This window comes from Planosporangium spinosum, assembly GCF_049999945.1.
Lineage (GTDB): Bacteria > Actinomycetota > Actinomycetes > Mycobacteriales > Micromonosporaceae > Planosporangium > Planosporangium spinosum.
This window is the reverse complement of record NZ_JBLYUB010000035.1, coordinates 1-22558: the sequence shown is the minus strand read 5'-3', so window position 1 is coordinate 22558 and position 22558 is coordinate 1. Positions and strand designations below refer to the sequence as shown.

Below are 22558 nucleotides of genomic sequence, written 5' to 3'. Positions count from 1 at the left end.
AGAGCAGCATGACGAAGGCCCTGATCATCGGCGGCGGCATCGCCGGGGCCGCCACCGCGATCGCCTGTCGCAAGGCCGGCATCGACGCGATTGTCTTCGAGGCTTACCCGGAAGGAGCCGACGACGTCGGCGCGTTCCTGACCGTCATGGCGAACGGCATGGCGGCGCTGCGGACGATCGACGCCGACGAGCCGGTCGTCGCGCACTCCTTCCCCGCCGCCAGCGTCGAACTGTACGACCACACCGGCAGGCACCTCACCCACCGCGACATCGCACGCGGCGAAGGTCCCGGGGCCCGGACGCTGCGCCGCGCCGTCCTGCACCGCGTCCTGCACGCCGAGGTCGTCGCGCGCGGCGGCCGCATCGCACACGGCAAACGGTTGGTGACGGCCACACCGACGGCCGGGGGCGGCGTCGTCGCCACCTTCGCCGACGGCACCCGGGCAGAGGGCGACCTGCTGGTCGGCGCAGACGGACTGCGCTCCACCGTACGCACGGTCATCGACCCCGGCGCACCCCATCCCCGATACACCGGGCTGCACATCGTGTACGGCTATACCGACGACCCGCCAACCCCGACGGCGCCGGACGCCTACCACTTCATCTTCGGCCGGCGGGCGTTCTTCGGGTACACCACCGTCCCCGACGGACCGGCCTGGTGGTTCGTCCGCCTGTCCGGCACCGAACTGACGGACGCCGATCGCGCGGCGGCGACCCCGGAGTACTGGAAGCGGCGCGCGCTCGACGCCCTCGCCGGCGACGACACCCCGGCGGCCGGGATCGTGGCGGCGGCCGGCGACGAGGTCGTCGGCGGCAACGGGTACGACATCCCGACGACACCGGTGTGGTACCGCGCGTCGATGGTACTGGTGGGCGACGCCGCGCACGCCGCGTCGCCGGCCGCCGGGCAGGGCGCCTCCATGGCGCTGGAGGACAGCGTCGTGCTCGCCAAGTGCCTGCGCGATCTGCCCGACACCGGGCAGGCGTTCCACGCGTACGAGCGGCAGCGCCGGGAGCGGACCGAGGACCTGGTGGAGGCCAGCGCCCGGCAGGGCGGCGGCGCGACGCCGGGGCCGCTGCGGCGGGCCCTGCGCAACCTGGCCCTGTCCGGCCGGCTCGGGCGACGGCGACCCGATCCGCGCCCTGTCGACCAGCGCCTGTCCGACCACCGGGTCGACTGGGACACCCCGATCCCGCCGGACGCCGGCGGGGCGCGGTGAGCGACGGCGACGCGCGGGGTACGGCGGGCCACGGCGACGCGCGGGCCAAGCAGGACACCCGAACGGTCCTGGGCCGGGCGCTGGCGATCCTGGAGAGCTTCGGCAACGGCCGACCGGAGCAGACCCTCGCCATGATCACCCACGCGACGGGGCTACCCCCGGCGACCGTTCACCGCATGCTCGCCGAGCTCGTGGCGTGGGGCGTGGTGGAGCGGGTCGGCCGCGGCCGGTACCGCATCGGCCTGCGCCTGTGGCGGCTCGGGTCGCTGGCACCCCGCGGCCGGGACCTGCGGGACGCGGCGCTGCCGTTCCTCGAGGACCTGTTCGAGGCCACCCACCAGATTGTCCACCTGGTCGTGCGGGACGGCCGGGAGGCGCTGTACGTGGAGAAGCTGATGGCGCGCCCCTCGGTCGAGGTGGTGTCGCGGGTCGGGGGCCGGCTGCCGCTGCACTCCACCGGGCCGGGCAAGGTGCTGCTGGCGTACGCACCGCCGGCACTGTTCGACGAGGTCGTCGCGGCGGGCCTGCCGAAGCTGGCCAGCAACACCATCACCGATCCCGATCGCCTGCGGCAGGCCCTGGCCGACATCCGCCGCACCGAATTCTGCATCTCCCGCGACGAGATGACCGAGGGTGCGTCGTCGGTCGCCGCGCCCGTGATCGGGCCCGACCGGCGGGTCGTCGCGAGCATCTCGGTGGTCGTGCCGAGCCGGACCCGGAACCTGCACCGGCTGGTACCGGCGGTGCGGAGGGCCGCCCTGGGCATCTCCCGGGCGCTCTGACCCAGGTCTCGTTCGTCCGGTGCCCGCATGGTGCGCGCCGGTCAGCGCGGACACCGCGACCGCGTCCGGGTACGCGCGCCGCAGCGCCGCGACCCACCCCGGCGGGGCGATGTCGATCGGCGGGTGGGCCAGGTGCAGGTCGCGGTCGAAGTGCGGGTGCACCCAGACCGGCTGCACCCCGCTGATGATCACCGCCGCGATCACGGACTTGTGCGCGTTGCACGAGACCAGAACCTTCTCCCCCGGCCCGGCGACCGCCAGCATCGCCGTCTTCACCGACAACGAACTGCCGCAGGTGGAGAAGAACGCGTGCTCGGCACGGACCGCGTCCGCCATCAGCTCCTGGGCCTGTGCGATGACGCCCTGGGACATCCGCCGGTCGTCGAGCCCGTTGCGGCCGATCACGTCGGACGCGAACACTCCGGGACCCATCACCTCGAGGACGCGGGGATCCACCCCGCGGCCCTGCCCGTGCCCGGGCGCGGAGAACGGTACGTCCCCGCGCCGCCGGTACTCCTCAAGCGCCTCGAACACCGGCGCGCGCGAGTGGTCCGTCCACCGCCCCTCGATCGGTTCGACCCTGCCCGTACAGGCATTCACCTGCTGTTGTAGCCGCGCGGGGTCGGGTTGGAACGTGGACGGAGATCGTCAGTGGCGCCGCTCCCACTCCAGGAACCGTTCGGTCTCGTCCAGCAGCGCGCCGGCAAGCCAGGCCGCCAGCCCGGCGTTGCCGACGAACCCGACGGCGATGAGGAACACGTCGGCGATGAACTCCAGCGGGGAGAACAGGTAGCCGGCGACGATGACCATCCGCAGGACACGGATGCCGCCGTCGTAGTCGCCGCGTACGGTCGCGGCCAGCATCCGCGGGACCGCGGCCAGCCGCTGGCCCACGTCGGGGGTGTCCGGGTCGAAGACCCGTAGCAGCGCTTCGAGCGCCACGCGCCGGCGCAGCTTCGCCGGTGGTACCTGTTCGGCCCCGTCTCCAGGGGCCAACCGCGAATCGCCGCCCACTCCCCGATGGTGGCCCACCGGCGCCGGCCCCGCGACGGCAGCGACTCCCGGTCGCGGGTACCCGCCGCCACGGCGGGTCCCCGGGGTCGGAGGGTCCCGCGCCCACGGCGGGGGTCAGCCGCGGAAGCCGTCACCCCGGCGCTGGCGCGCGACCCGCAGCCGGGTCTTGAGGGTGTCCTTGGGTACGCCCATGGCCGAGGCGAGGGCGTTGACCGGCTCGGGGTGGCCCCGGCCGACCAGGTCCTCGAAGATGTCCAGCAGTCCGCTGTAGTAGGCGTCCCCGCCCTGGCGCGGGTTCTCCGGCAACGTGGCGAGCCGACCTTCGAGATACCGGCGCACCATCACCTGGAAGCCACCCACGGACGGCATCCGGTGCGCCTCCGCCTCCATGTCACCGAGGTGGCGTTCGACCCGGCGCAGGACACCGGAGGTGACGCCGCGTTGCCGGGCGCCGGGCGCGGCGCCGTCGGTGAGTCGGATGACCAGCTCACGGGGGCCGTCGGAGGCCGGCTCGCCGGTCCGCCCCGACCAGCGGCCCACGATCTCCAGTCCGGCGTCCTCGCGCCGGACCTCGGTCGTCCAGCCCGGCGCCGTTCCGGCATCAGCTGGCGGCTCGGCCGGCGTCCGGGCGGCTTCGGTTGGCCGCTCGGCCGGCGTCGGCACGGGGCCGGCTCCCCGCGCGGCGGGAGTGCTGTTCGTCATGACTCAAGGCTCACCAATTCAACCCTGCTTTGTCAACCCCAGGTTGCAACACCCGGGTGTGACATGTGACGGCTGAGAGCCGGAGCCGCGTCGGCGCGCGTGGGATGCGAGGCTGTGACCATGACAGGAGACCGGAACGTACTCGGCGGCGACCTCGAACCCTGCGGCACCGACCCGGTGACCGGGTTCTACCGGGACGGGTGCTGCAGCACCGGGCCGGATGACCTCGGCAGCCACACCGTGTGCGCGGTGGTCACCGCCGAGTTCCTGGACTACCAGCGCCGGATCGGCAACGACCTGACCACGCCGAGGCCGGAGTACCGCTTCCCCGGGCTGCGCCCCGGCGACCGCTGGTGCGTGGTCGCGTCCCGCTGGTTGGAGGCGTACGAGGACGGGGTCGCCGCACCCGTGGTCCTCGCCGCCACCCACGCCCGCGCCCTCGATGTCATCCCGCTCGAAGCGCTCCAGCAGCACGCCGTCGACGTACCGGCCGACCCCGGTTCCCTCCTCTGACGCGTTCCGGTACCCGGTGGCGGGTAGCAGCACCGCTCGCCGGACGAGATACCGGACGAGCCCGGCAAGACCCTGTCCACCACCAACCACGACGTGATCCGGACGTGGGCCGACGAACGCAGCGCCGTACCGGCCGGTGAGCTGGGACGAGTGGTTCGGCACGGTCGACCGCCGCCGGCTCAACGTCATCTTCCAGGAGACGCTCACCGACGGCCGGCAGAGCAACTTCTTCCGACTGGAAACCCCGGAGCGGGAGGACGCCTGACCGGCCGGTCAGCACTCGATGACGTTCACCGCGAGGCCGCCACGGGCGGTCTCCTTGTACTTGGTCTTCATGTCCGCACCCGTCTCCCGCATGGTCTTGATGACCTTGTCGAGCGAGACGTGGTGCCGACCGTCGCCGCGCAGCGCCATCCGCGCGCCGGTGATCGCCTTGACGGCCGCGACGGCGTTGCGTTCGATGCACGGGATCTGCACCAGACCACCGACCGGGTCGCAGGTCAGCCCGAGGTTGTGCTCCATGCCGATCTCGGCGGCGTTCTCGACCTGCTCGGGGGTGCCGCCGAGCACCTCGGCCAGGCCGGCCGCGGCCATCGAGCAGGCGGACCCCACCTCGCCCTGGCAGCCCACCTCGGCACCGGAGATCGAGGCGTTCTCCTTGAACAGCACCCCGATCGCCCCGGCGGTGAGCAGGAACCGGACGACGCCGTCGTCGTCGGCACCGGGTACGAAGGTCGTGTAGTAGTGCAGGACCGCCGGGATGATGCCGGCCGCGCCGTTGGTCGGCGCGGTCACCACCCGGCCGCCCGCGGCGTTCTCCTCGTTGACGGCGAGGGCGTACAGGGTCACCCAGTCCATCGCGCGCAGCCCACCGTCGTCACCGCTGCCCTGCTCCAGCGAGCGGCGCAGCGCCGCCGCGCGGCGGCGTACCTTCAGGCCACCCGGCAGGGTGCCCTCCCGGTTGCACCCGGCGTCGACGCATTCCCGCATGACCTTCCAGATGCCCAGCAGCCCGGCCCGTACCTCGGCCTCGGACCGCCAGGCCAGCTCGTTTTCGCGCATGACATCGCTGATGGACAGCCCGTTGTCGGTGGCGTGCCGCAGTAGCTCGGCGCCGGTGGTGAACGAGTAGCGCAGCGGGGTGGCGTCCGGGACGATCCGCCGGGCGCCGGCCGCCGACTCGTCGACGACGAAGCCGCCGCCGACGGAGTAGTAGGTGCGCTCGGACAGGACGACCCCGGCGGCGTCGCGCGCCCGGAACCGCATGCCGTTGGAGTGGTACGGCAACGACCGGCGCCGGTGCAGCGTCAGGTGCGCGTCCTCGGTGAACGCGATCGGGTGCCGGCCGAGCAGGTGCAGCCCGCCGGTCGCGCGGATCTCGGCGAGGCGCCGCTCGGCGGCGTCCGGGTCGACCGACTCCGGCCGGTACCCCTCCAGGCCGAGCAGGACGGCTTTCGGAGTGCCGTGACCGTACCCGGTGGCGCCCAGCGAGCCGAACAGCTCCGCCTCGACGCCTGAGGTGGCGGCCAGCAGGCCGTCGGTGGCGAGCGACTCGGCGAAGGTGGCCGCGGCCCGCATCGGGCCGACGGTGTGCGAGCTCGACGGGCCGATGCCGATCGAGAACAGGTCGAAAACGCTGAGGCTCATCAATTTCCGATCGTGACGGTGGCCCACTCGGGATCACCGACGTGGTGCCTGCGAGGGTACGAGAACATCGTCGCGCGCGTACGCGCGGGCGCCAATCGCCGGGCGGTGACGTCCGCCGACGGACATGTTCCGCACGTTCACCCGACGACCCCCAACGACGGCGTGGAATGAACCGATGTCCGCCGGGGCACGGTCCGCCGTGGTAACGTCGGCGCACTCAACCGCTGCTACCGCGAGGAGGTGGGACCGATTCTCGTCACGACCGGCGGGGTGCTCCCACCGTGCGGCCAGGCGGCTCCGCCGCGCCAGGCGACGCGACGGTAACCGCGGGAGCGCCCCTTGGCCTCCCGGAAGGTTATTACCCATTGCCGCCACACCACCCCGATCCGGCGTTGAGCCGGACCGCCATCGTCCGCACGTTGCGCACCGCCGGGTGCGTGTTCGCCGAGGACGAGGCGCGCATCCTCGTCGAGTCCGCACCGACCCCGGCGGCACTGCGGGCCATGGTCGACCAGCGGGTCACCGGACTGCCACTGGAACACGTCGTCGGCTGGGCCGCCTTCTGCGGGCTGCGGATCGCGGTCGACCCGGGGGTCTTCGTGCCCCGAAGCCGCACCGAACTGCTGGCACGGCGGGCCGCGGCGCTCGCCCCGCCGGGCGCCACCATCGTAGACCTGGCCTGCGGTTCGGGCGCGGTGGGCCTGGCGGTGGCGACGCTCGTCGGTGACGTCACGCTGTACGCCGTGGACGTCGAACCCGCCGCGGTGCGGTGCGCGCGGCGCAACCTCGCACCGCTCGGCGGCCGGGTGTACGCCGGCGACCTGTACGGCCCCCTCCCGGCCCGGCTGCGCGGCCGCGTCGACGTCCTGGTGGCGAACGTCCCGTACGTACCCACCGACGAGGTGGGGTTCCTCCCGCCGGAGGCGCGGCTGCACGAGCCGCTGGTGGCCCTGGACGGCGGCCGCGACGGCCTCGACGTCCTGCGCCGGGTGGCCGCCGCGGCCCGGGACTGGCTCGCGCCGCGCCGGCACCTACTGGTGGAGACGTCCACCGGCCAGGCGGAGGCGGCCGTCGACGCGTTCGTCGCGGCCGGGCTCACCCCGACGGTCACCACCGACGAGGAGCTGGGCACGGCCGTGGTCGCCGGCCGCTCCTGAGGCCCGGGGCACAGTCGTGGTCCGGCCACACCTGGTACGGAGAACTGTCGTAACGGTGACGTAGGGTCACCGCCCGTGAGGGACGACAGTGGCGTGAACGGGCCAGGCCATCCACGCGGGGGCCCGCCGGGCACGGTGCGGGTGACGGTCCGCGGGCTGACCCTGCGGTGCTGGAGCTGCGGACGGCCGACGACGGTCGTGGTCGGCCTGCATCCGGCCGCCGCGACCACCGCCGACCGGCTGGTGGCCTGTGACGACGAGTCGACCCTCGGCACGGCGGCGCGGCTGCTGCACGCCGCCGGCCGGTACGACGTCGCCGCGCCGGTGAAGGTCCGGTCCAGCCGCGCCGCCGGCGGCGACCACCTGTCCAACGGCTGCCAGCACTGCGACACGCTGCAGAGCGGTCACTTCGTGTTCGCGGACGCGCTGCCGGACGTGCTGTCGGTCGCCGGCCTGGACGGGCTCGACCACCTCGTCGACGTCGATCTGCCGGCGGCGGAGTGGCGCCGGCTGCGCGGCGACGCGTAGACCTCCCCGCTCCGCCTCCGGGCTTCCGGAGAACCACAGAGATGATCTTGGCGCTCCGCGCCGTGCGCGCCGGTCAGGGCGTGATCGAGGCGACGATGATCGCGGAGACGGCCAGCTGGGACGCGGCGGTGACCAGGCTGGCCGGGTGGAACGGCACCTCCACCACGATCTCGCCCAGCCGGCCGGGTGTGATGAGGTCCAGCACGACAAACGCGACCGCCTGCAGCACGATGCCGAACACTCCGAACGCCACTGTCCAGGCCAGGGCGCTACCGAAGCCGTTGGTGGCGTTCGTCCAGATCGCGGTGAACGTGATCGCGCCGATGCCGAGGAACCCGGAGGCGAGCACGATCCCGGCGTTGACGCTGCGGTGGTGGTAGATGTGCCTGCCGAGCCGTCCGGGGGTGAGCAGGTCCAGGGCGAAGAAGCCACCGGTGAGCAGGGCGATACCCACGGCGGTGTAGGCGACGGCGTAGCCGAGGCTGGCGAGCATGACGGGCGGGGCCTTTCGTGCGGGAACGGTGCGGTACGGGCGGAAGGGAGGGTACGTCAGCGGCGGGGCGCCGCTACTCGTCCAGCCACTGCCGGACCGTCGCCTTGTCCGGGCGCGGGGCGTCGATGACGTGCGGGACGAAGCGGGCGTAGTAGTCGGTCACCCAGGAGTCGGACTCCCGGATACCCAGGCCGGCGGCGTTGCCGTCGACGATCCAGCTGCCGAGGACGGCCTTGTTGCCGTCGAAGTCGGGCAGCGGCGCCCACTGCTGGTAGCACCACCCCTCGGCGCCGTACCCTCCGGGCTGGGTCAGCTCCACACCGTCGGCGTGGATCCTGATGTTGTCGCCCTCCCGGCCGTGCAGGGGCTTGGCCACCCACTCGGTCAGCGGACCGGGCGCGTCCAGGTACGCCGGGAGCAGGTTCGGGTGGTCGGGGTAGAGATGCCACATGGCCGCCAGCAGCGCCTTGTTGCTGAGCAGGACCTTCCACAGCGGTTCCAGCCAGGTGACGCTGCCGGGGTCGGTCATGACGTAGACGCCGAACCGCTCGGTGAGCATGTCCTCCCACGGGTACAGCTTGAAACAGGTGTCGATGGGCGCCTCGTCGAGGTCGACGAACCGGCCGGTCGCCGAGTCGTAGCCGATGTCCTCGACGGTGAGTCCGACGGTGTGCAGCCCGGCCTGGTCGGCGGTGTCGCGCAGGTACGCGACCGTCATCCACTCCTCGCCGCTGGTGTCGGCGGTGCTGTGGGCGAAGTGGACCGTCGGGGACCGGAACATCATCGACTGGTTCCGCCAGGCCGCCACCAACCGGTCGTGCAGGCTGTTCCACTGGTCGCGGTCACCGAAGACGTCCTCGGCCCAGAAGTACTGGACGACAGCCGACTCGACCAGCCCGGTCGGCGTGTCGGCGTTGTACTCCAGCAGCTTCGCCGGGCCGGTACCGTCGTAACGCAGGTCGAACCGGCCGTACAGGGACGGTGGGTTCTTCACCAGCGACTCGCGGGCCAGGTCGAGGGCGAGCGCGGGCAGGCCGAGGTTGCCCATCGCGCCGGTGGCGAGGAACCGGCCCACCTCGACGGCCATCCGGTGCAGGTTCTCGGTGGTCTCCTCCAACTCCTCGACCTGCGCCATCGTCAGCTCGTAGTAGGCCGACTCGTACCAGTACGGCGCCTCGGTGCCGTCCGGAAGGTCGGTGACGGGGAAGACCAGGCCCTGTGACTCGACGGTTCGCCGCCAGTCCGGCCGGGGCGTGCAGCGGTGCCGGCGCATCAGGAGCCGCTCCCGCCGGCCTTGCCGCCGAAGCCGCCCCGCGACACCGTGCCACTGCCGGCCTTGCTGCCGGTCCCGCTGCCTGTCTTGGTGCCGGACGAGCCGGTGACCGTGCCGCCGGTCGTGGACAGTCCGCCGTACCGGACCGCGGAGCCGCCGGCGGGCCGGGTGAACGAACCGCCGGACACCCGCTGGCCCTTCGCCGGGTAGGGCCGCCCGGACCGGATGAAGTACCAGCCGCCACCCGAGTGGTAGTGGTGGTCGTCGTCGCAGTAGTCGTCGTCGATGCGCTGGTTGGTCTTCGGGTCGACGCACACCGCGCCGTACTCGCCGGACACCCGCTGCGCCGGCCGCGAGCACCCGGTCGTGGTCAGCGCAACCGCGAGCATCGAGGTCACGCCCAGGGTCACGGAAGCGGATTTCCTCCGGGTCGGTGGCATCTGCCGTCCTTCGTCACTACAACGGGCGGCCCGGCCGCCCAGGGGGTGATCAACAGGATAGTTCCCCAGGTCAATGCCGTCTCAGCCAGATCGGCGAGGTGTGGACCTCTCCCCCGGGTGAAGCCGTGGCACCTTCGCACCGGTCCCGGCGGCCGGCGCGCCCGGCTCCCGAATTCCGATCGACCCGCACCCCGAGTAGCCCGGGCCGGTACCGGGTACCGTCCCCGCCATGCCAGGAATCGATCATGTCCTCGCCCGGGCCCGCGCCGGGGTACGCCGGCTGACCCCGCAGGAGACCGAGACGGCGCTGCGGGGCGGTGCGCTGGTCGTCGACACCCGTACCGAGGTCCAGCGCCGCGAGCAGGGCGAACTGCCGGGGGCACTGGTGATCGACCGAACGGTGCTCGAGTGGCGGCTGGATCCGCGCAGCGACGCGCGCATCCCGGAGGCCAGCGACCACGACGTCCAGGTCGTGGTGGTGTGCCGGCAGGGGTACAGCTCCAGCCTGGCCGCCGCGAGCCTGCGCGCCATCGGCCTGTGGCGGGCCACCGACATGATCGGCGGGGTCGAGGCGTGGCAGCGCGCCGGGTTGCCGCTCACGTCCGGCCCGGCCGACGTACGCCGCTGATCAGCATGCCCCGGTCACGTCGTGGTCGGGCAGCTCGCGGTGCCCGGTCGGCGCCAGCTCCCGCCTGGGCAGCAGGAACAGCCAGGTGACGAACACGAACGGGGCGGTGAGGGAGGGTACGCCGACCGGCGCCAGGGCGGTGTTGAGCGCCCCCTGGACGACGACCGTGAACACGACCCCGACCAGCGCATACAGGATCGCCCGGCGGGACGGGCGGAGGAAGACGCCGCCCAGGGCGACGGCGGTGAGCACCGCGCTGAAGCCGTACAGGCCCGCGGCGACGGCCGTGCCGCCGGCACCGAACCACGCCGCGATCACGGTGCTCACCACGGCACCGACGACGGCGCAGCCGGCCGTCCACAGCGAGTTCAGCGCCAGCGCGACCAGCATGAGCAGGCCGGCCACCCAACTGCCGAGCAGGAACACCTCCGAGACATCCCGCAGCAGGCTGGGGGTCAGGAACGCCCCGGTCACCGGTACCCGCGCGGCCCTCGGGTCGACGCCGTGCGGCAGCGTCGGCGGCCCGAGAGTGCCGGTGCTGATCCGCCCGAATTGGTAGGCCGCCAGCAGCAGCAGCCAGGTGGTGAGCACGAACGGGAAGGTGAGCGCCGGAACCTCCCAGGTACGGAAGACCGCGTTGACGGCCAGGGTCACCACGGTGGTGACCACGGCGCCGACCACGAGGTACACCCACAGCAGCGGGGTGGCTCTCAGGAAGATCGGCAGCGCGAGGCCGGTCAGCAGCGGGTTGAAGCCGAAGAGGCCGTCCCGGACCGCCGCGTACGGGACCCTGAGCAGCGTCGCCGTGGCGGTACCCACCACCAGCCCGGCGACGGCGCCGGCGGCGGCCTGCGGGACCCCGGCGGCGGCCGCGCCCCAGCCGACGGCGATCAGGATGATCAGGCCGGTCAGCGCGTTGTTCTGCAGGAACACCTGGGACGCCCCGCGCAGGCAGTCGTCGGCGAAGCGCACCACCCGGTGCCGCTCGGTGGCGCGGAACCAGCTGTCCGGGAGTTCCACGTGCGGGACGCCCCGGTACCCGGTGCCGTCACGCGACAGGTCCCGGTGCCGGTGTTCCATGTGCGGGAGTCGCATTGCGGTCACCGCCTCACTTCCTGTTCACCGCACGTCCGTGAGCCACCGGCCCTGGCGTCCTCCGGTCACCGCCACGGGAACGGCGGCGGTGCCGGACGGCCCGTGACCGCGCGCCGGGCGGTCGACCAGAAGTCGCGTACCATCGCGCGGACTGGCTCCGACTCCATGGCGAGGATCCGGTAGCTCAGGCCGGCGCCGTTCGGCAGCCGGCTCGCGCCCGCCGCCCGCCGTCCCGCCCGGTCCACCACCGCCGGGACCCGGGCCAGTACCCGCTCGGCGGCGGCCGCGGAGGTCAGCAGCAGCACGTTGCCGAAGACGCGGTACCCGTCGAGCACGCCGAGCCGGGCCGGGCTGCACCGCCCCGGCTCGATCAGGTACTTCTCCGCGAACAGCGGCGTCCCGTCCGGCCGGCTGGCACTCAACCCGCACGAGTACAGGTCGTAGCCGAACACCTCCCCGGTGCGGTAGTGGGTACGCCCCGGCAGCAGGATCTCGGCGTACACCAGGGTGGCCGTCTCCGGCAGGCGGACGTGGGTACGGGTGACGAAGCGGCTGTGCCGGTGCGGGATCACCGGCTCGGGCAGGTACTCGAGGTAGGCGCCGTCGCGCAGCACGAGGCGCTGGACCTGGCTGGCGTAGTTGGCGTCCATCTCCTGGATCCGGGTGGCCGACTGCGTGGTGACGTGGGCCCGGGCCCGCTCGCCCAGGTCGACGTCGACGGTGTACCGGTCGCCCTGCACCACGCCGCCGGCCGTGTCGACGACGACCACGCACGCGGCGTCCGGCAGTTCCTCGTCCCAGTGCAGTTCCCGCTGCACCAGCAGTGGCGGCCGGTACCGCAGGCCGACCAGCGCCGTGCGCGCCCCGCGGCGGGCGAAGCCGAGGTGCAGGGAGCCGTCCTTGCCGGACGCGCCGCTGGGCAACTGCGCCGGCTCGTCGTGGTAGGGGGCCAGCTCGGGCACCGCGTTCAGGGAGCGCACGCGCTCACGTCCAGGTCACGGCCGGCAGGTCGAACAGGGCGTCGCGCCCGATCAGCGCGACCAGGCGGTCGACGCCTTCCCCGGTCTTGCAGTTGGTGAACGCCACCGGCCGGTCACCGCGCAGGGCGGCGGCGTCGCGCGCCATCACCGCCAGGTCGGCTCCCACGTACGGGGCCAGGTCGATCTTGTTGATCACGAGGAGGTCCGAGCGGGTGATGCCGGGGCCGTCCTTGCGCGGGATCTTGTCGCCGGCCGCGACGTCGATGACGTAGACGAAGAAGTCGATCAACGCCGGGCTGAAGGTGAGCGTGAGGTTGTCACCCCCGCTCTCGACCAGCACGACGTCGGTGTCGGGGAACCGCGCCTCCATCTCCTCCACCGCGGCCAGGTTCATGCTGGGGTCCTCGCGTACCGCCGTGTGCGGACAGGCACCGGTCTCGACGCCGACGACCCGCTCGGGTACCAGGACACCGCCGAGCGCGTCCCGCACGTGCCGGGCGTCCTCGGTGGTCACCACGTCGTTGGTGACCACGACGAGCTTCAGCCCGCGGGCCACCAGGCGCGGTGCCATCGCCTCGATGAGGGCGGTCTTGCCACTGCCGACCGGGCCGCCGACGCCGATCCGACCGATCGTCTTCATCCCCGCCTCCGTGCCTTCGCTCTCCCGGCCCGCCCGGTGCCGCCGCCACGCCGGTCAACTCATGAACATCCGCACGTGCGCGCCCACATGCCGGGCCGCCAGGACGTCCAGTTGCGGGGTGAACGCCGACATGTCGGCCAGGGTCAGGCCCGCGACGGACCGGTAGTCGCCGGCGACCGCCGCGTCCACCGCGTACAGCACGGCCTGGCCGTCGAGGTGGTGCAGCGGCATCAGGCGCAGCGCCGCACCGAGCATCATCAGCGCCACCCCGTGCTGGTGGACCGCGAACGCGTCCGGCTCGGCCACCCCCGTCTCGGCGAGCACCAGCCCGAGGCCGACCGGGTAGGTCCCCGGCGTGGTCGCGTCGGTGATCTCGCGCAGCCACCGGTCCAGCGCCGGGCCGCCCACGACGCGCGCGGCGCCCTCGGCCAGTTTGCGCCCCATGCGGACGGTCATGGCGCGCGCCTCCTCGCCGAGCTTGTACGCGTGCACCGTCCGGTCGGCCACCCGGATCCGTTCCGGAGCACGGCACCGGGCGGCCCGGTGGGCCTCGAGCAGGGCGACGCCGTCGCAGGTAGCTGCCTGACGGGTGGCGGTACGCACGAACTCGGCGAGCGTCGCGGCGTCGTGGACCACCCGGTCCTGGACGGCCGACTCCAGGCCGTTGGAGAACGCGAACGCGCCGACCGGGAACGCGGAGTCTCCGAACTGCAGCGCGCGGACCAGCGCCGGGATCGCGGTCACCGCCACACCTCGCCCCCGGTGCCGGGCGGGTGCCGATGGGGTACCTGCGCGGCGCCGCCGAACACCCGCCGCGCCTCGTCCGACGACAGGACCGCGGCGGCCTCGGTGCCGGCGGTGAACCGGTGGGTGACACCCCGGAACGCGTGGGTACGCATCACCGCGTCCATGGCCGCCCGGTCGACGGTCACCGGTACGTACACCCGCGCGTCCCTGACGACCGCGGGCCAGTGCTGGTTGCCCAGCGCGTGCCCCACCTCCACCGCGGTCCGCAGGGCGTCGCCCGGCGGCTGCGCGGCCAGCCCGCTCAGGTCCACGACCATCACCTCACCGAGCCGGACACGGACCACGATGGCCGTGCCGGTGGTGCGGTCCCAGGACAGGATGTCGCCGTCGCGCAGGCGCCTGCCCCGGTCCAGGGCGAGGGCGACCGGGATGCCGCCCTCGGTCGTCTTGCGCAGCCGGTTGCGCTGGGCCTCCCACCGGTCGAGCACCAGGGCGTCGACCGTGACCGCGCCGAGCTGCGCACGCCGGTCGGGGTCGTCCACGTTGCCGAGTACCGACTCGATGAGCACTCCCGCCGTTCCTCTCCGCACCGTCGCTGACGCCGGCGGCACCGGTCAGCTGAAGAAGTAGAGCTGGTTGAGCGCGATCGACCGGGCCGGCGGCACGGTCGCGTGCGCGCCGTCGACGATGACCGCGTACGTCTCCGGGTTGACCTCGATGTGGGGCGTACGGTCGTTGCGCACCATGTGCCGCTTCGTCAGCGTGCGGGTGCCGCTGACCGGAAGCGCCCGCCGGCGCAGGCCCAGCCGCTCGGCCACGCCCGCCTCGCACGCCGCCCGCGACATGAACGTCACGCAGGTCTCCGGCAGCGCCCCGCCGTGCGCGCCGAACATGGGCCGGTAGACCACCGGCTCCGGGGTCGGCAGCGAGCCGTTCGGGTCGCCCATCACCGACCAGTTGACCAGCCCGCCCTTGATCACACGGCGCGGCTTGGCCCCGAAGAACGCGGGGTCCCAGAGCACCAGGTCGGCCAGCTTGCCGGACTCGATCGAGCCCAGGACGTACGCGATGCCGTTGGTGATGGCCGGGTTTATCGTCACCTTGGCCACGTAGCGCAGGACGCGGAAGTTGTCGTTTCCCTCGGCGTCCTCGGGCAGCTTGCCGCGGGCGGCCTTCATGGCGTCCGCCGTCTGCACCGCGCGGAGCCAGTTCTCCCCGACCCGCCCCATCGCCTGGGCGTCGCTCGCGATCATCGAGATCGCGCCGATGTCCTGCAACACGTTCTCGGCGGCGATCGTCTCGGGCCGGATCCGACTCTCCGCGAACGCGACGTCCGAGGGGATGGTCGGGTTCAGGTTGTGACAGACGATGATCATGTCGTACAGCTCGGCCTGCGAGTTGATGCCGTACGGCAGCGTCGGGTTGGTCGAGCTGGGCAGCACGTTCAGCTCGCCGGCGACCTTGATGATGTCCGGAGCGTGCCCGCCGCCGGAGCCCTCGGTGTGGTACGTGTGGATGGTCCGGCCCGCGAAGGCGGCGACGGTGTCCTCGACGTATCCGCTCTCGTTGGTGGTATCCGTGTGGATGGCGACCTGCACGTCGAAGTCGGTGGCGGCGGCGAGCGCGGTCCGGATCACCGCCGGGGTCGCCCCCCAGTCCTCATGGATCTTCATACCGGCGGCCCCGGCCAGGAGCTGTTCGTCCAGCGGCGCCCGGCCGGCGCAGTTGCCCTTGCCCAGGAACCCGATGTTGACCGGCAGGCCCTCCGCCGCCCGCAGCATCAACTCCAGGTTCCACGTGCCGGCGGTGACCGTGGTGGCCTTACTGCCGTCGGTCGGTCCGATCCCGCCGCCCAGGAACGTGGTGACGCCATTGCTGAGGGCGTGCTGGACCTGCTGGGGCGAGATGTAGTGCACGTGGCTGTCGATGCCGCCCGGGGTGAGGATCTGGTGCTCACCGGAGAGCACGTCCGTCGCCGTGCCGATCACCAGGCCGGGCGTGACGCCCTCCATCGTAGCCGGGTTGCCGGCCTTGCCGACCCCGACGATCCTGCCGTCCTTGACTCCGACGTCCCCCTTGACCACCCCGAGAACCGGGTCGATCATGGTCGCGTTCGTGATGACGAGGTCGAGGGCGCCGCCCGCCGAGGTCGTCTGGTTGTCCTGGGCCATGCCGTCGCGGATGGTCTTCGTCCCGCCGAACACCGCCTCGTCGCCCAGGACGCGCAGGTCCCGCTCGATCTCGACGTACAGGTCGGTGTCCCCCAGCCGGATCCGGTCGCCCACGGTCGGGCCGTACAGATCCACGTACTGCCGGCGTGAAATCTGGCTCATCAGCCGCGCTCCTCGACGCGGGGCGCCATCACCAGGCCCCCGTCACCTCGGCGTCGCCGCCACGGTCGTCGCCGCCGTCACCGCTGCCGCCGTCGTCGCCCGGCCGGGTCAGGAAGCCGCGGCGGGCGGCGCGCGCGATGGCCGCGGGCCGGTCGGGCTGGTAGCCGGGCGGCGGACCGGTACCCGTCCAGCCCTGCACCAGGCCGTTGAAGCCGTACGCACGCCGCGCGCCGGCGAACGGGACCAGCCTGACGGTCTTCCGGTCGCCAGGTTCGAACCGGACCGACGTGGCGGCCGGAATGTCCAGCCGCATCCCGAACGCCGCACCGCGGTCGACCGCCAGCACCCGGTTGACCTCGAAGAAGTGGAAATGGGAGCCGACCTGTACCGGCCGGTCACCGGTGTTGGTGACCTCGACGGTGATGGCCGGGCGCCCGGCGTTGAGTTCCAGCGGCTCGGACGCCAGGATGTACCCACCCGGCGGAACCGACGACGAGGTATCCGTCATCACGCCGCCCCCTCACTTGCGACGGGACCGTGTCACTGGATAGGGCCGTGCACGGTGACAAGCCGGGTGCCGTCGGTGAAGACCGCCTCGACCTGGACGAACCGCGCCAGCTCGGCGACGCCCTCCATCACGTCGTCCCGGGTCAGCGCCGTTCGGGCGGCGGCCATCACCTCCTCCAGCGGCTTGCCCTCCCGGGCACCCTCCAGCGCGGTCGCCGCGATGATCGAGACCGCCTCCGGATAGTTGAGCTTGAGTCCCCTGGCCCGGCGCGCCTGCGCGATCTGGGCCATCGACAGGATCTGCAGTTTGTCCAACTCCCTGGGCGTCAGGTACATGAGCGTCCCTCCGGCCGGCCGCGCACCCGCACAGCGGCAGAAGGTGCCCCTTCCCCGCGCACGGCCGGATAAGCGCCCGGCCGGGAGCGGGATGCACACCCCGGCCGGTGGCCGCAGGAACGCCCCCGGGCCGGGGGTCGGCCGTCAGCCGGGGTCGGCGACGACCCGGTTGCGTCCGGTGCGCTTGGCCGCGTACAGGTTGCGGTCGGCCTGGGCGAGCAGCGCCGAGGATGTGGTCTGCCCGGCGGCGGCGCAGGTGACGCCGATGCTGGCGGTGACCGGCAGCCCACCGGTCACCGGCCCCCACGCGTGGCGGGCGATCGCCTCGCGCAGCCGCTCGCAGTGCCGGACCGCGGCGTCGGCGTCGGTGTCGGGCAGGATCAGCAGGAACTCCTCACCGCCGAGACGCGCGGCGACGGCCGGGCCGGGCGCCGCCGCCTCGAGCAGCATGGCGACCTGCTGAAGCACGGCGTCGCCGGTAGCGTGCGAGCACGTGTCGTTGACCCGCTTGAAATGGTCGAGGTCGATCAGGGCCGCCGCCAGCGGCGCCCGGTCGGAGGCCGCGCGTTCCAGCAGGCCGGCCAGCTGCTCGTCGATGTAGCGGCGGTTGTACAGGCCGGTCAGCGCGTCCCGCTGGGCCAGCTCCCGGAACCGGACGCTCTCCCGGCGGGCCTCCTCGGTCTCGAAGACGGCCTGTAGCGCCCGCGCACGGGCCTCCCGCTGCGCCGACTGGAGCGCCATGGTGTCGTTGTGGAAGCGCCGGTGCTCCTCGTACGCCTCGCGGTAGCGGCCGGTCGCCGCGTACAGCTGGGCCTGCTCGTCGCGGGCCCGGGCACGCGCGGACGCCAGGCCACGCTCCTGGCAGACCCGGACGGTCCGGTCGAGGGTGATCTGGGCCGCCACGACGTCGCCGCGCAGCCGCTGGACCTCGGCGACCGTCAGCAGGCACTCGCCGAGCGAGTCGGCGTCGGCGAGCAGATGGCCGGCCGACTCGTCCAGGACCGGGCGCAGGGTGGCCTCGGCCTCGGCGTACCGGCCGCTCATCATCTCCACCCGGGCGATCGTGTCCAGGTAGCTGGCGTTCAGCGTCACGCCGGCGCGGGCCTGCACCGCCCGCATCTGCGCGATGTGGGCGTTCGCCGCGCCGCTGTCGCGGTTCTGGTATTCGGTGTAGGCCAGGTTGTTGAGGATCTGCAACTGCATCTCGCTGTCGCCGGTGGCCGTCGCGATGTCGAGCGCCTCCTGGAACCGCCGCCGCGCCTCGTCCCGGGAGCCACTCTGCTGCAACGTCGCCGCCAGGACCGACAGGTGCCGGGCGCGGATGCGGGCCGGCACGTCGTCGTGGGTGCGCGCTACGCACTGGACGGCGTGCGAGAGCGCGTCGGCCGAGTCGCCGATGTGCCGGAAGAAGTACGCCAGCAGGTGATGGCAGCGGGCGCGCAGGTAGTCGTCGCCGCGCTCGATCGCCGCCGCCAGGATCTCGTGGGCGATGCGGCTCGACTCGACCATGTCACCGTCGCGGCGCAGCACGTCGGCCAGGATCAGCCGGGCGCGCATCTGCAGGTCCGGACGGCCGAGCTCGGCCGCCAGCCGCTCGGCCCGTTCGGCGGGTCCGACGACGGTACGGTACTCGTCGACGGGGACCATCTCCATCGTCTGCAGCGCCGCCGCCAGCTCCCCCTCGGTGCGCGGCATCGGGTCGGTCAGTCCAGCAAGGTCGACGATGTACGCCGTCGGAGCATGAGCCTCGGACGCTGGCACCGTTTGCACAGCCGTATTCATGTTCACCGTACCCGTGTGATCTTGACTACCATGATCACGGTAGGGGTGACCGGTTGTAGACGTCGCATCGCCCGGTTGCCGTTCGGGTGCGGCGGACACCGGAGTCGGCCAGCCGCCGGCAGACCACGACCGGAAGGAGCCCCGGAATGGTGGAGGCCCGCGTCGACCCCACGACCGGGGACTGGACCGTCGTCGCGCCACGGCGGGCGGGGCGCCCGGCGGACGTACCGCGCCCGGCCGGGCAGCCGGCGGGCGGGCCGGCCGGGCCCCCGCCCTGCCCGTTCTGCCCCGGCAACGAGGCGATGACGCCGCCGGAGGTGCTGCGGGTACCCGCGGGTGCGGACGCCTGGCAGGTACGTGTCGTGCCGAACCGGTACCCCTTGGTGGAGACCGGGGACGGTACGCCGGCTCCGCCGGCGCTGCCGTTCACCGGACGGCACGAGGTGATCGTGGAGTCCGCCCGGCACGACTGGGACCCGCGCTCCGCCAGCCCGGACGAGGTGGCCACGGTCCTGTTCGCGATCCGGCAGCGGTGCCGGGCGCTCGACACCCGCCACCCGGGCGCGATCAGCGTCTTCCGCAACCACGGCACGGGCGCCGGCGCCTCCCTGGCCCACCCGCACAGCCAACTCGTGGCGCTCGACCAGGCACCACCGGGGCTGGTGCGCCGGTGGCAGCGAGCCCGCGAGCACTTCACCCGTACCGGACGCCGACTGCACGACGACCTGGCCGAGGCGCAGCGGCGCGCGGGTACCCGGGTGGTCAGCGACACCGACGCGATGCTGGTGTTCCAGCCCTGGTCCGCCACCGTGCCGCACGAGACGACGCTGCTGCCCGCCGACCGCGCCGCCGACCTGGCCCACGCCTCCGACGACGCCCTCACGGCCCTGGCCGAGACGCTGCCGCGGGTGCTGGCCGCCCTCGCCACGGTCCTCGACGATCCGGACTACAACCTGGTCGTGCACACCGGCCCGGCGAACGACCCGGCCGCGCCGGACTGGTACCGGTGGCACGTCACCGTGTACCCGAGGGTCACCACGCCGGGCGGGCTGGAGTACGCCACCGGGGTGGCGGTGAACCCGACCGCACCGGAGCAGACCGCACTGGCGCTCCGGCAGGCCCTCGCCGGTTGACCCGTCGGCCGCTGCCCGGCGGAACCCGCAATACACGGACGATCGTCGATGCGTGGCGGTACGGTCCGAATCGACTCGGGCGGCATGCGAGTCACGGGGAACCCGGCCGCTGCGGTGAGGGCGCTGGACCGTACGCCGGTCATCGGCATCCAGGGGCACAGCGCGCTGCGCCACGGTGCTCGCGGCACTCGACCGGGCCGGGGTACGGATGCGCCGTTCGACGATGGCCCGCCACCGCGAGGCGGTCGTACCGATGGTGCTCGCCGGTGCCGGTGCGGCGTTCCTGACCCGGCGGTACGCCGCCGAGGCGGCCCGGGCCGGTGCGGTCGTGCGGGCGCTGGAACCGCGACTGACCTGCCGGTTCGGGCTGGTGCACCAGCCCGAACCGGCGCTCCCCGGCGGCTTGAAGGAGATCCGCGCTCCGTTCCTGTCGGACCTGACCAAGGGGTATCTGGCGGGAGCCGACGCCAAGTAGGAGAGAGCACACCCTCGTCACCGGCCCGGCCTGCGCCGACCGCCATGGCGCTCCGGCTCACGGACCCGCACAGCGGCCGGGAGGTGGAGCGCCGCGGCGTGTGCCGACCCGACCGTCGAGTGCTCGTCGTCGATGTCGTATCGGCTACGCTGATGGCGTGCTCTCCCCAGGTGGACGGCCTCTCCTCAGGTGGACTGCTTTGACGATGCATAGCGTCGACGATGCACACGGCGATGACGATGCGCTGGCGCGGCAGCGTGGAAGCCGACCGCACCCGCCAGGTTCGCCTCCGTAGCGGCGCCCCGACCGGTCGGCTCCGCCCCCACACGATCGCCCACCCGGCCCATCGTTTCCCCGCCGCGCGCGGCCGAGGGAGAGGAGAGCGCAATGCGCTGGCCCACCCGTACCGCGCCGGCCGCCATCGTGCACGCCGGGTTCCTCGTCACGGCCGGCACGGTGACCGTCCTGTACGCGCTGGCCGGCGACTCCGGGCGCACCGCCATGTACGCGCTGGTGACGGCCGTACCCATCATCACCTTCCTGACCGCGCTCCGCGCCGACCACCTGCCGGATCGGTGGCCCTGGCGGATCGCCGTCGGTGGCCTTGCGATGTTGGCGGGCAGCAACCTGATCTGGCCGACCTGGATCACCGACCATCACCTGGGGCGCGCCGAGGGTTCGCTAGCCGACATCGCCATCGCGACGGCCCACCTGATCTTCCTCATCGGTAGCGGGGCGGCCCTGCGCCGGCACGCTGCCACGGACTTCGGCGGGATCCTCGACGCCGCGATGGTGGGACTGTGCTGCGGCGGTCCGATCTGGGAGTGGGTGATCCGACCCCGCCTGGGCGACCAGGGTACGGCGCTCGGGCAACTGCTGCTACTGACCGACGTACTGATCCTGTGTGGCGTCGCAGCCTCCCTGGCGCGCATCGGGCTCACCGCGAGGAGGGCGCGGGGGCCACTCGCGTACATGATCCTCTGCTCGGCACTGACCGTACTCGGGATCGCCACCGCCGTCGTCACGGTGCACGGCACCTCGCTGTGGACGGCCGAGTTCATGATGCTCGGCTACCTCACCCTCGCCGCCGCGCCGGTGCATCCAGCGGCCCCGTACTGCACCCAGCCCCAACCCACGACCCGGCTCACACCCTGCCAGCCACGGTTCGGTTGGCTCGGCGTCGCGCTGTGCGTCAACCCGCTGATCGCGGCGGTGCAGACGCTGCGCGGTACGGACGGCCAGAGCCTTCTGCTCCCAATCGGCTCGCTCCTGGTCGTACCACTGGTACTGATGCGCTTCCAGCTCCTGTCGACGCAGCGGGCGGCGGCGGAGCGAACCCTGGCGCACCACGCCAGCCACGACGAGCTGACCGGCCTGTACAACCGGCGGCACATCGTCGCGGAGATCGACCATGCGCTCGAGGAGGTCGACCGAGGTGACCTCGACGGGATCGCGGTCGTGCTGTGCGACCTCGACGGATTCAAGCCGGTCAACGACCGCCTGGGGCACCGGACCGGCGACGCCGTCCTTCAGGCCATCGCCTCCCGGCTCGTCGGATGTGTCCGCCGCGGCGACATCGTCGGCCGACTCGGCGGAGACGAGTTCCTGATCCTCTGCCGCGGCGAGCCGGAGCAGGCCGTACAACGGCTCCAGGAGCGAATCTCCGATGCCATCGCAGCGCCGGTACGCCTATCGGGAGTCACCGTCACCGTCGGGGTCACAATGGGGGCGGCGGTCGCGGTACCGGGCTCCATGGTCGGCCGGGACGCGCTGATCGGCACGGCGGACGCGACCATGTACGCCGGCAAGGCACAGCGCCGGTACCACTCCACCGTCCCGCCGGTGAACGCCGCTGCGAGCGCGGACACTTCCCGCGGCACCGCGCTCCCCCGTTCCTCCGCACCACCGGTGGGATCCTCAGCCGTCAGTGGCGACCGGTGAGCGCGCGACACCCGCGGGTGCCCGCTGCCCCCGTCGTGCCGGTTGCCCCCGCGCCCTGCCCGCTGCCCCGTCGTGCCGGTTGTCCCCCATCCTGCGGTTGGCCCCCGTCGTGCCGGTTGCCTCCGCGCGCTGCCCGCTGCCCTGGGCCGCCCGTCCGGACGGCGCCCGGTGCGGCGTCGGCGCGGCGTCGGC

The 22558-nt window shown here is 72.9% G+C and carries 24 protein-coding genes and 2 pseudogenes; 10 read left to right on the top strand and 16 right to left on the bottom strand.

Annotation, left to right across the window (positions count from 1 at the left end; genetic code table 11):
- Window positions 1-8: 8 nt before the first annotated feature.
- Both ACNTMW_RS30665 and ACNTMW_RS30660 read left to right on the top strand, forming a co-directional pair.
- The gene (locus ACNTMW_RS30665) at window positions 9-1220 is read left to right on the top strand and encodes an FAD-dependent monooxygenase (RefSeq protein WP_426637447.1); all 1212 of its coding nucleotides are present in this window, start codon (window positions 9-11) and stop codon (window positions 1218-1220) included.
- On the top strand, window positions 1217-2002 hold the full coding sequence (locus ACNTMW_RS30660; protein ID WP_426637446.1) for an IclR family transcriptional regulator: 786 nt from the start codon (window positions 1217-1219) through the stop codon (window positions 2000-2002). The genes ACNTMW_RS30665 and ACNTMW_RS30660 overlap by 4 nt, the downstream gene beginning before the upstream one ends.
- Window positions 2003-2137: 135 nt before the next feature.
- Here the strand turns inward: ACNTMW_RS30660 and ACNTMW_RS30655 are convergent.
- The 3 genes and pseudogenes from ACNTMW_RS30655 to ACNTMW_RS30645 form a co-directional block, all read right to left on the bottom strand.
- Window positions 2138-2536 (bottom strand): annotated as a pseudogene (locus ACNTMW_RS30655) (ornithine decarboxylase); the annotation flags it as partial.
- 114 nt (window positions 2537-2650) lie between these two features.
- On the bottom strand, window positions 2651-3016 hold the full coding sequence (locus ACNTMW_RS30650) for a hypothetical protein (protein WP_426637445.1): 366 nt from the start codon (window positions 3014-3016) through the stop codon (window positions 2651-2653).
- A 114-nt stretch (window positions 3017-3130) separates the two neighbouring features.
- Window positions 3131-3718, bottom strand: a complete 588-nt coding sequence (locus tag ACNTMW_RS30645; RefSeq protein WP_426637444.1) for a hypothetical protein — start codon at window positions 3716-3718, stop codon at window positions 3131-3133.
- Between the two features lie 120 nt (window positions 3719-3838).
- Between ACNTMW_RS30645 and ACNTMW_RS30640 the strand changes: the two genes are divergently transcribed.
- Both ACNTMW_RS30640 and ACNTMW_RS30635 read left to right on the top strand, forming a co-directional pair.
- A complete protein-coding gene (locus tag ACNTMW_RS30640) occupies window positions 3839-4231 on the top strand; it encodes a DUF2237 family protein (protein WP_426637443.1) in 393 nt (130 codons plus the stop codon).
- A 136-nt stretch (window positions 4232-4367) separates the two neighbouring features.
- Window positions 4368-4496, top strand: a complete 129-nt coding sequence (locus ACNTMW_RS30635) for a hypothetical protein (RefSeq protein WP_426637442.1) — start codon at window positions 4368-4370, stop codon at window positions 4494-4496.
- 8 nt (window positions 4497-4504) lie between these two features.
- Here the strand turns inward: ACNTMW_RS30635 and ACNTMW_RS30630 are convergent, their stop codons facing one another.
- Window positions 4505-5878: an L-serine ammonia-lyase gene (locus ACNTMW_RS30630; RefSeq protein ID WP_426637441.1), complete on the bottom strand. Its 1374-nt coding sequence runs from the start codon at window positions 5876-5878 to the stop codon at window positions 4505-4507.
- Window positions 5879-6270: 392 nt separating this feature from the next.
- Between ACNTMW_RS30630 and ACNTMW_RS30625 the strand changes: the two genes are divergently transcribed.
- Entirely contained in the window at window positions 6271-7035 is a 765-nt protein-coding gene (locus ACNTMW_RS30625) for a putative protein N(5)-glutamine methyltransferase (RefSeq protein ID WP_426637440.1), read from the top strand.
- A 75-nt stretch (window positions 7036-7110) separates the two neighbouring features.
- Entirely contained in the window at window positions 7111-7563 is a 453-nt protein-coding gene (locus ACNTMW_RS30620) for a hypothetical protein (RefSeq protein ID WP_426637439.1), read from the top strand.
- A 73-nt stretch (window positions 7564-7636) separates the two neighbouring features.
- Here the strand turns inward: ACNTMW_RS30620 and ACNTMW_RS30615 are convergent, their stop codons facing one another.
- The 3 genes from ACNTMW_RS30615 to ACNTMW_RS30605 all read right to left on the bottom strand — a co-directional run bounded on the left by ACNTMW_RS30615 (window position 7637) and on the right by ACNTMW_RS30605 (window position 9739).
- Window positions 7637-8056 carry a DUF350 domain-containing protein gene (locus tag ACNTMW_RS30615; RefSeq protein ID WP_426637438.1) on the bottom strand — a complete coding sequence of 140 codons (420 nt, stop codon included), beginning with the start codon at window positions 8054-8056 and terminating at the stop codon, window positions 7637-7639.
- A 73-nt stretch (window positions 8057-8129) separates the two neighbouring features.
- Entirely contained in the window at window positions 8130-9329 is a 1200-nt protein-coding gene (locus ACNTMW_RS30610) for a glutathionylspermidine synthase family protein (RefSeq protein WP_426637437.1), read from the bottom strand.
- Complete coding sequence (locus ACNTMW_RS30605) at window positions 9329-9739, bottom strand: hypothetical protein (RefSeq protein ID WP_426637436.1); 411 nt, start codon at window positions 9737-9739, stop codon at window positions 9329-9331. Before ACNTMW_RS30605 ends, ACNTMW_RS30610 begins: the two co-directional genes overlap by 1 nt.
- Before the next feature lie 259 nt (window positions 9740-9998).
- Here ACNTMW_RS30605 and ACNTMW_RS30600 point away from each other — a divergent pair, with 259 nt between their 5' ends.
- The gene (locus tag ACNTMW_RS30600; protein ID WP_426637435.1) at window positions 9999-10397 is read left to right on the top strand and encodes a rhodanese-like domain-containing protein; all 399 of its coding nucleotides are present in this window, start codon (window positions 9999-10001) and stop codon (window positions 10395-10397) included.
- On the opposite strand, the gene yut is transcribed toward ACNTMW_RS30600, so the two are convergent.
- From yut to ACNTMW_RS30555, 9 genes are all read right to left on the bottom strand, one after another.
- On the bottom strand, window positions 10398-11492 hold the full coding sequence (gene yut / locus ACNTMW_RS30595) for an urea transporter (RefSeq protein WP_426637434.1): 1095 nt from the start codon (window positions 11490-11492) through the stop codon (window positions 10398-10400).
- A 65-nt stretch (window positions 11493-11557) separates the two neighbouring features.
- Window positions 11558-12472: an urease accessory protein UreD gene (locus ACNTMW_RS30590; protein WP_426637433.1), complete on the bottom strand. Its 915-nt coding sequence runs from the start codon at window positions 12470-12472 to the stop codon at window positions 11558-11560.
- A gap of 4 nt (window positions 12473-12476) precedes the next feature.
- Window positions 12477-13112, bottom strand: a complete 636-nt coding sequence (gene ureG / locus ACNTMW_RS30585) for an urease accessory protein UreG (protein WP_426637432.1) — start codon at window positions 13110-13112, stop codon at window positions 12477-12479.
- Window positions 13113-13166: 54 nt separating this feature from the next.
- Window positions 13167-13856: an urease accessory protein UreF gene (locus tag ACNTMW_RS30580; RefSeq protein WP_426637431.1), complete on the bottom strand. Its 690-nt coding sequence runs from the start codon at window positions 13854-13856 to the stop codon at window positions 13167-13169.
- Window positions 13853-14428, bottom strand: a complete 576-nt coding sequence (locus ACNTMW_RS30575) for an urease accessory protein UreE (RefSeq protein ID WP_426637430.1) — start codon at window positions 14426-14428, stop codon at window positions 13853-13855. Before ACNTMW_RS30575 ends, ACNTMW_RS30580 begins: the two co-directional genes overlap by 4 nt.
- Before the next feature lie 45 nt (window positions 14429-14473).
- Window positions 14474-16192 (bottom strand): urease subunit alpha, encoded by a 1719-nt coding sequence (locus ACNTMW_RS30570; protein ID WP_426637429.1) that lies wholly within the window; start codon window positions 16190-16192, stop codon window positions 14474-14476.
- A 28-nt stretch (window positions 16193-16220) separates the two neighbouring features.
- Window positions 16221-16700 carry an urease subunit beta gene (locus ACNTMW_RS30565; RefSeq protein WP_426637428.1) on the bottom strand — a complete coding sequence of 160 codons (480 nt, stop codon included), beginning with the start codon at window positions 16698-16700 and terminating at the stop codon, window positions 16221-16223.
- A 32-nt stretch (window positions 16701-16732) separates the two neighbouring features.
- Window positions 16733-17035 (bottom strand): urease subunit gamma, encoded by a 303-nt coding sequence (locus ACNTMW_RS30560; RefSeq protein WP_426637426.1) that lies wholly within the window; start codon window positions 17033-17035, stop codon window positions 16733-16735.
- Between the two features lie 144 nt (window positions 17036-17179).
- On the bottom strand, window positions 17180-18796 hold the full coding sequence (locus ACNTMW_RS30555) for a GGDEF domain-containing protein (protein WP_426637424.1): 1617 nt from the start codon (window positions 18794-18796) through the stop codon (window positions 17180-17182).
- Window positions 18797-18963: 167 nt separating this feature from the next.
- Here ACNTMW_RS30555 and ACNTMW_RS30550 point away from each other — a divergent pair, with 167 nt between their 5' ends.
- From ACNTMW_RS30550 to ACNTMW_RS30540, 3 genes and pseudogenes are all read left to right on the top strand, one after another.
- Complete coding sequence (locus tag ACNTMW_RS30550; RefSeq protein ID WP_426637423.1) at window positions 18964-19950, top strand: galactose-1-phosphate uridylyltransferase; 987 nt, start codon at window positions 18964-18966, stop codon at window positions 19948-19950.
- Window positions 19951-20116: 166 nt separating this feature from the next.
- Window positions 20117-20425, top strand: a pseudogene (locus tag ACNTMW_RS30545) (LysR substrate-binding domain-containing protein); the annotation flags it as partial.
- 387 nt (window positions 20426-20812) lie between these two features.
- Window positions 20813-22366 (top strand): GGDEF domain-containing protein, encoded by a 1554-nt coding sequence (locus tag ACNTMW_RS30540; RefSeq protein WP_426637422.1) that lies wholly within the window; start codon window positions 20813-20815, stop codon window positions 22364-22366.
- The last annotated feature ends 192 nt before the right edge of the window (window positions 22367-22558 follow it).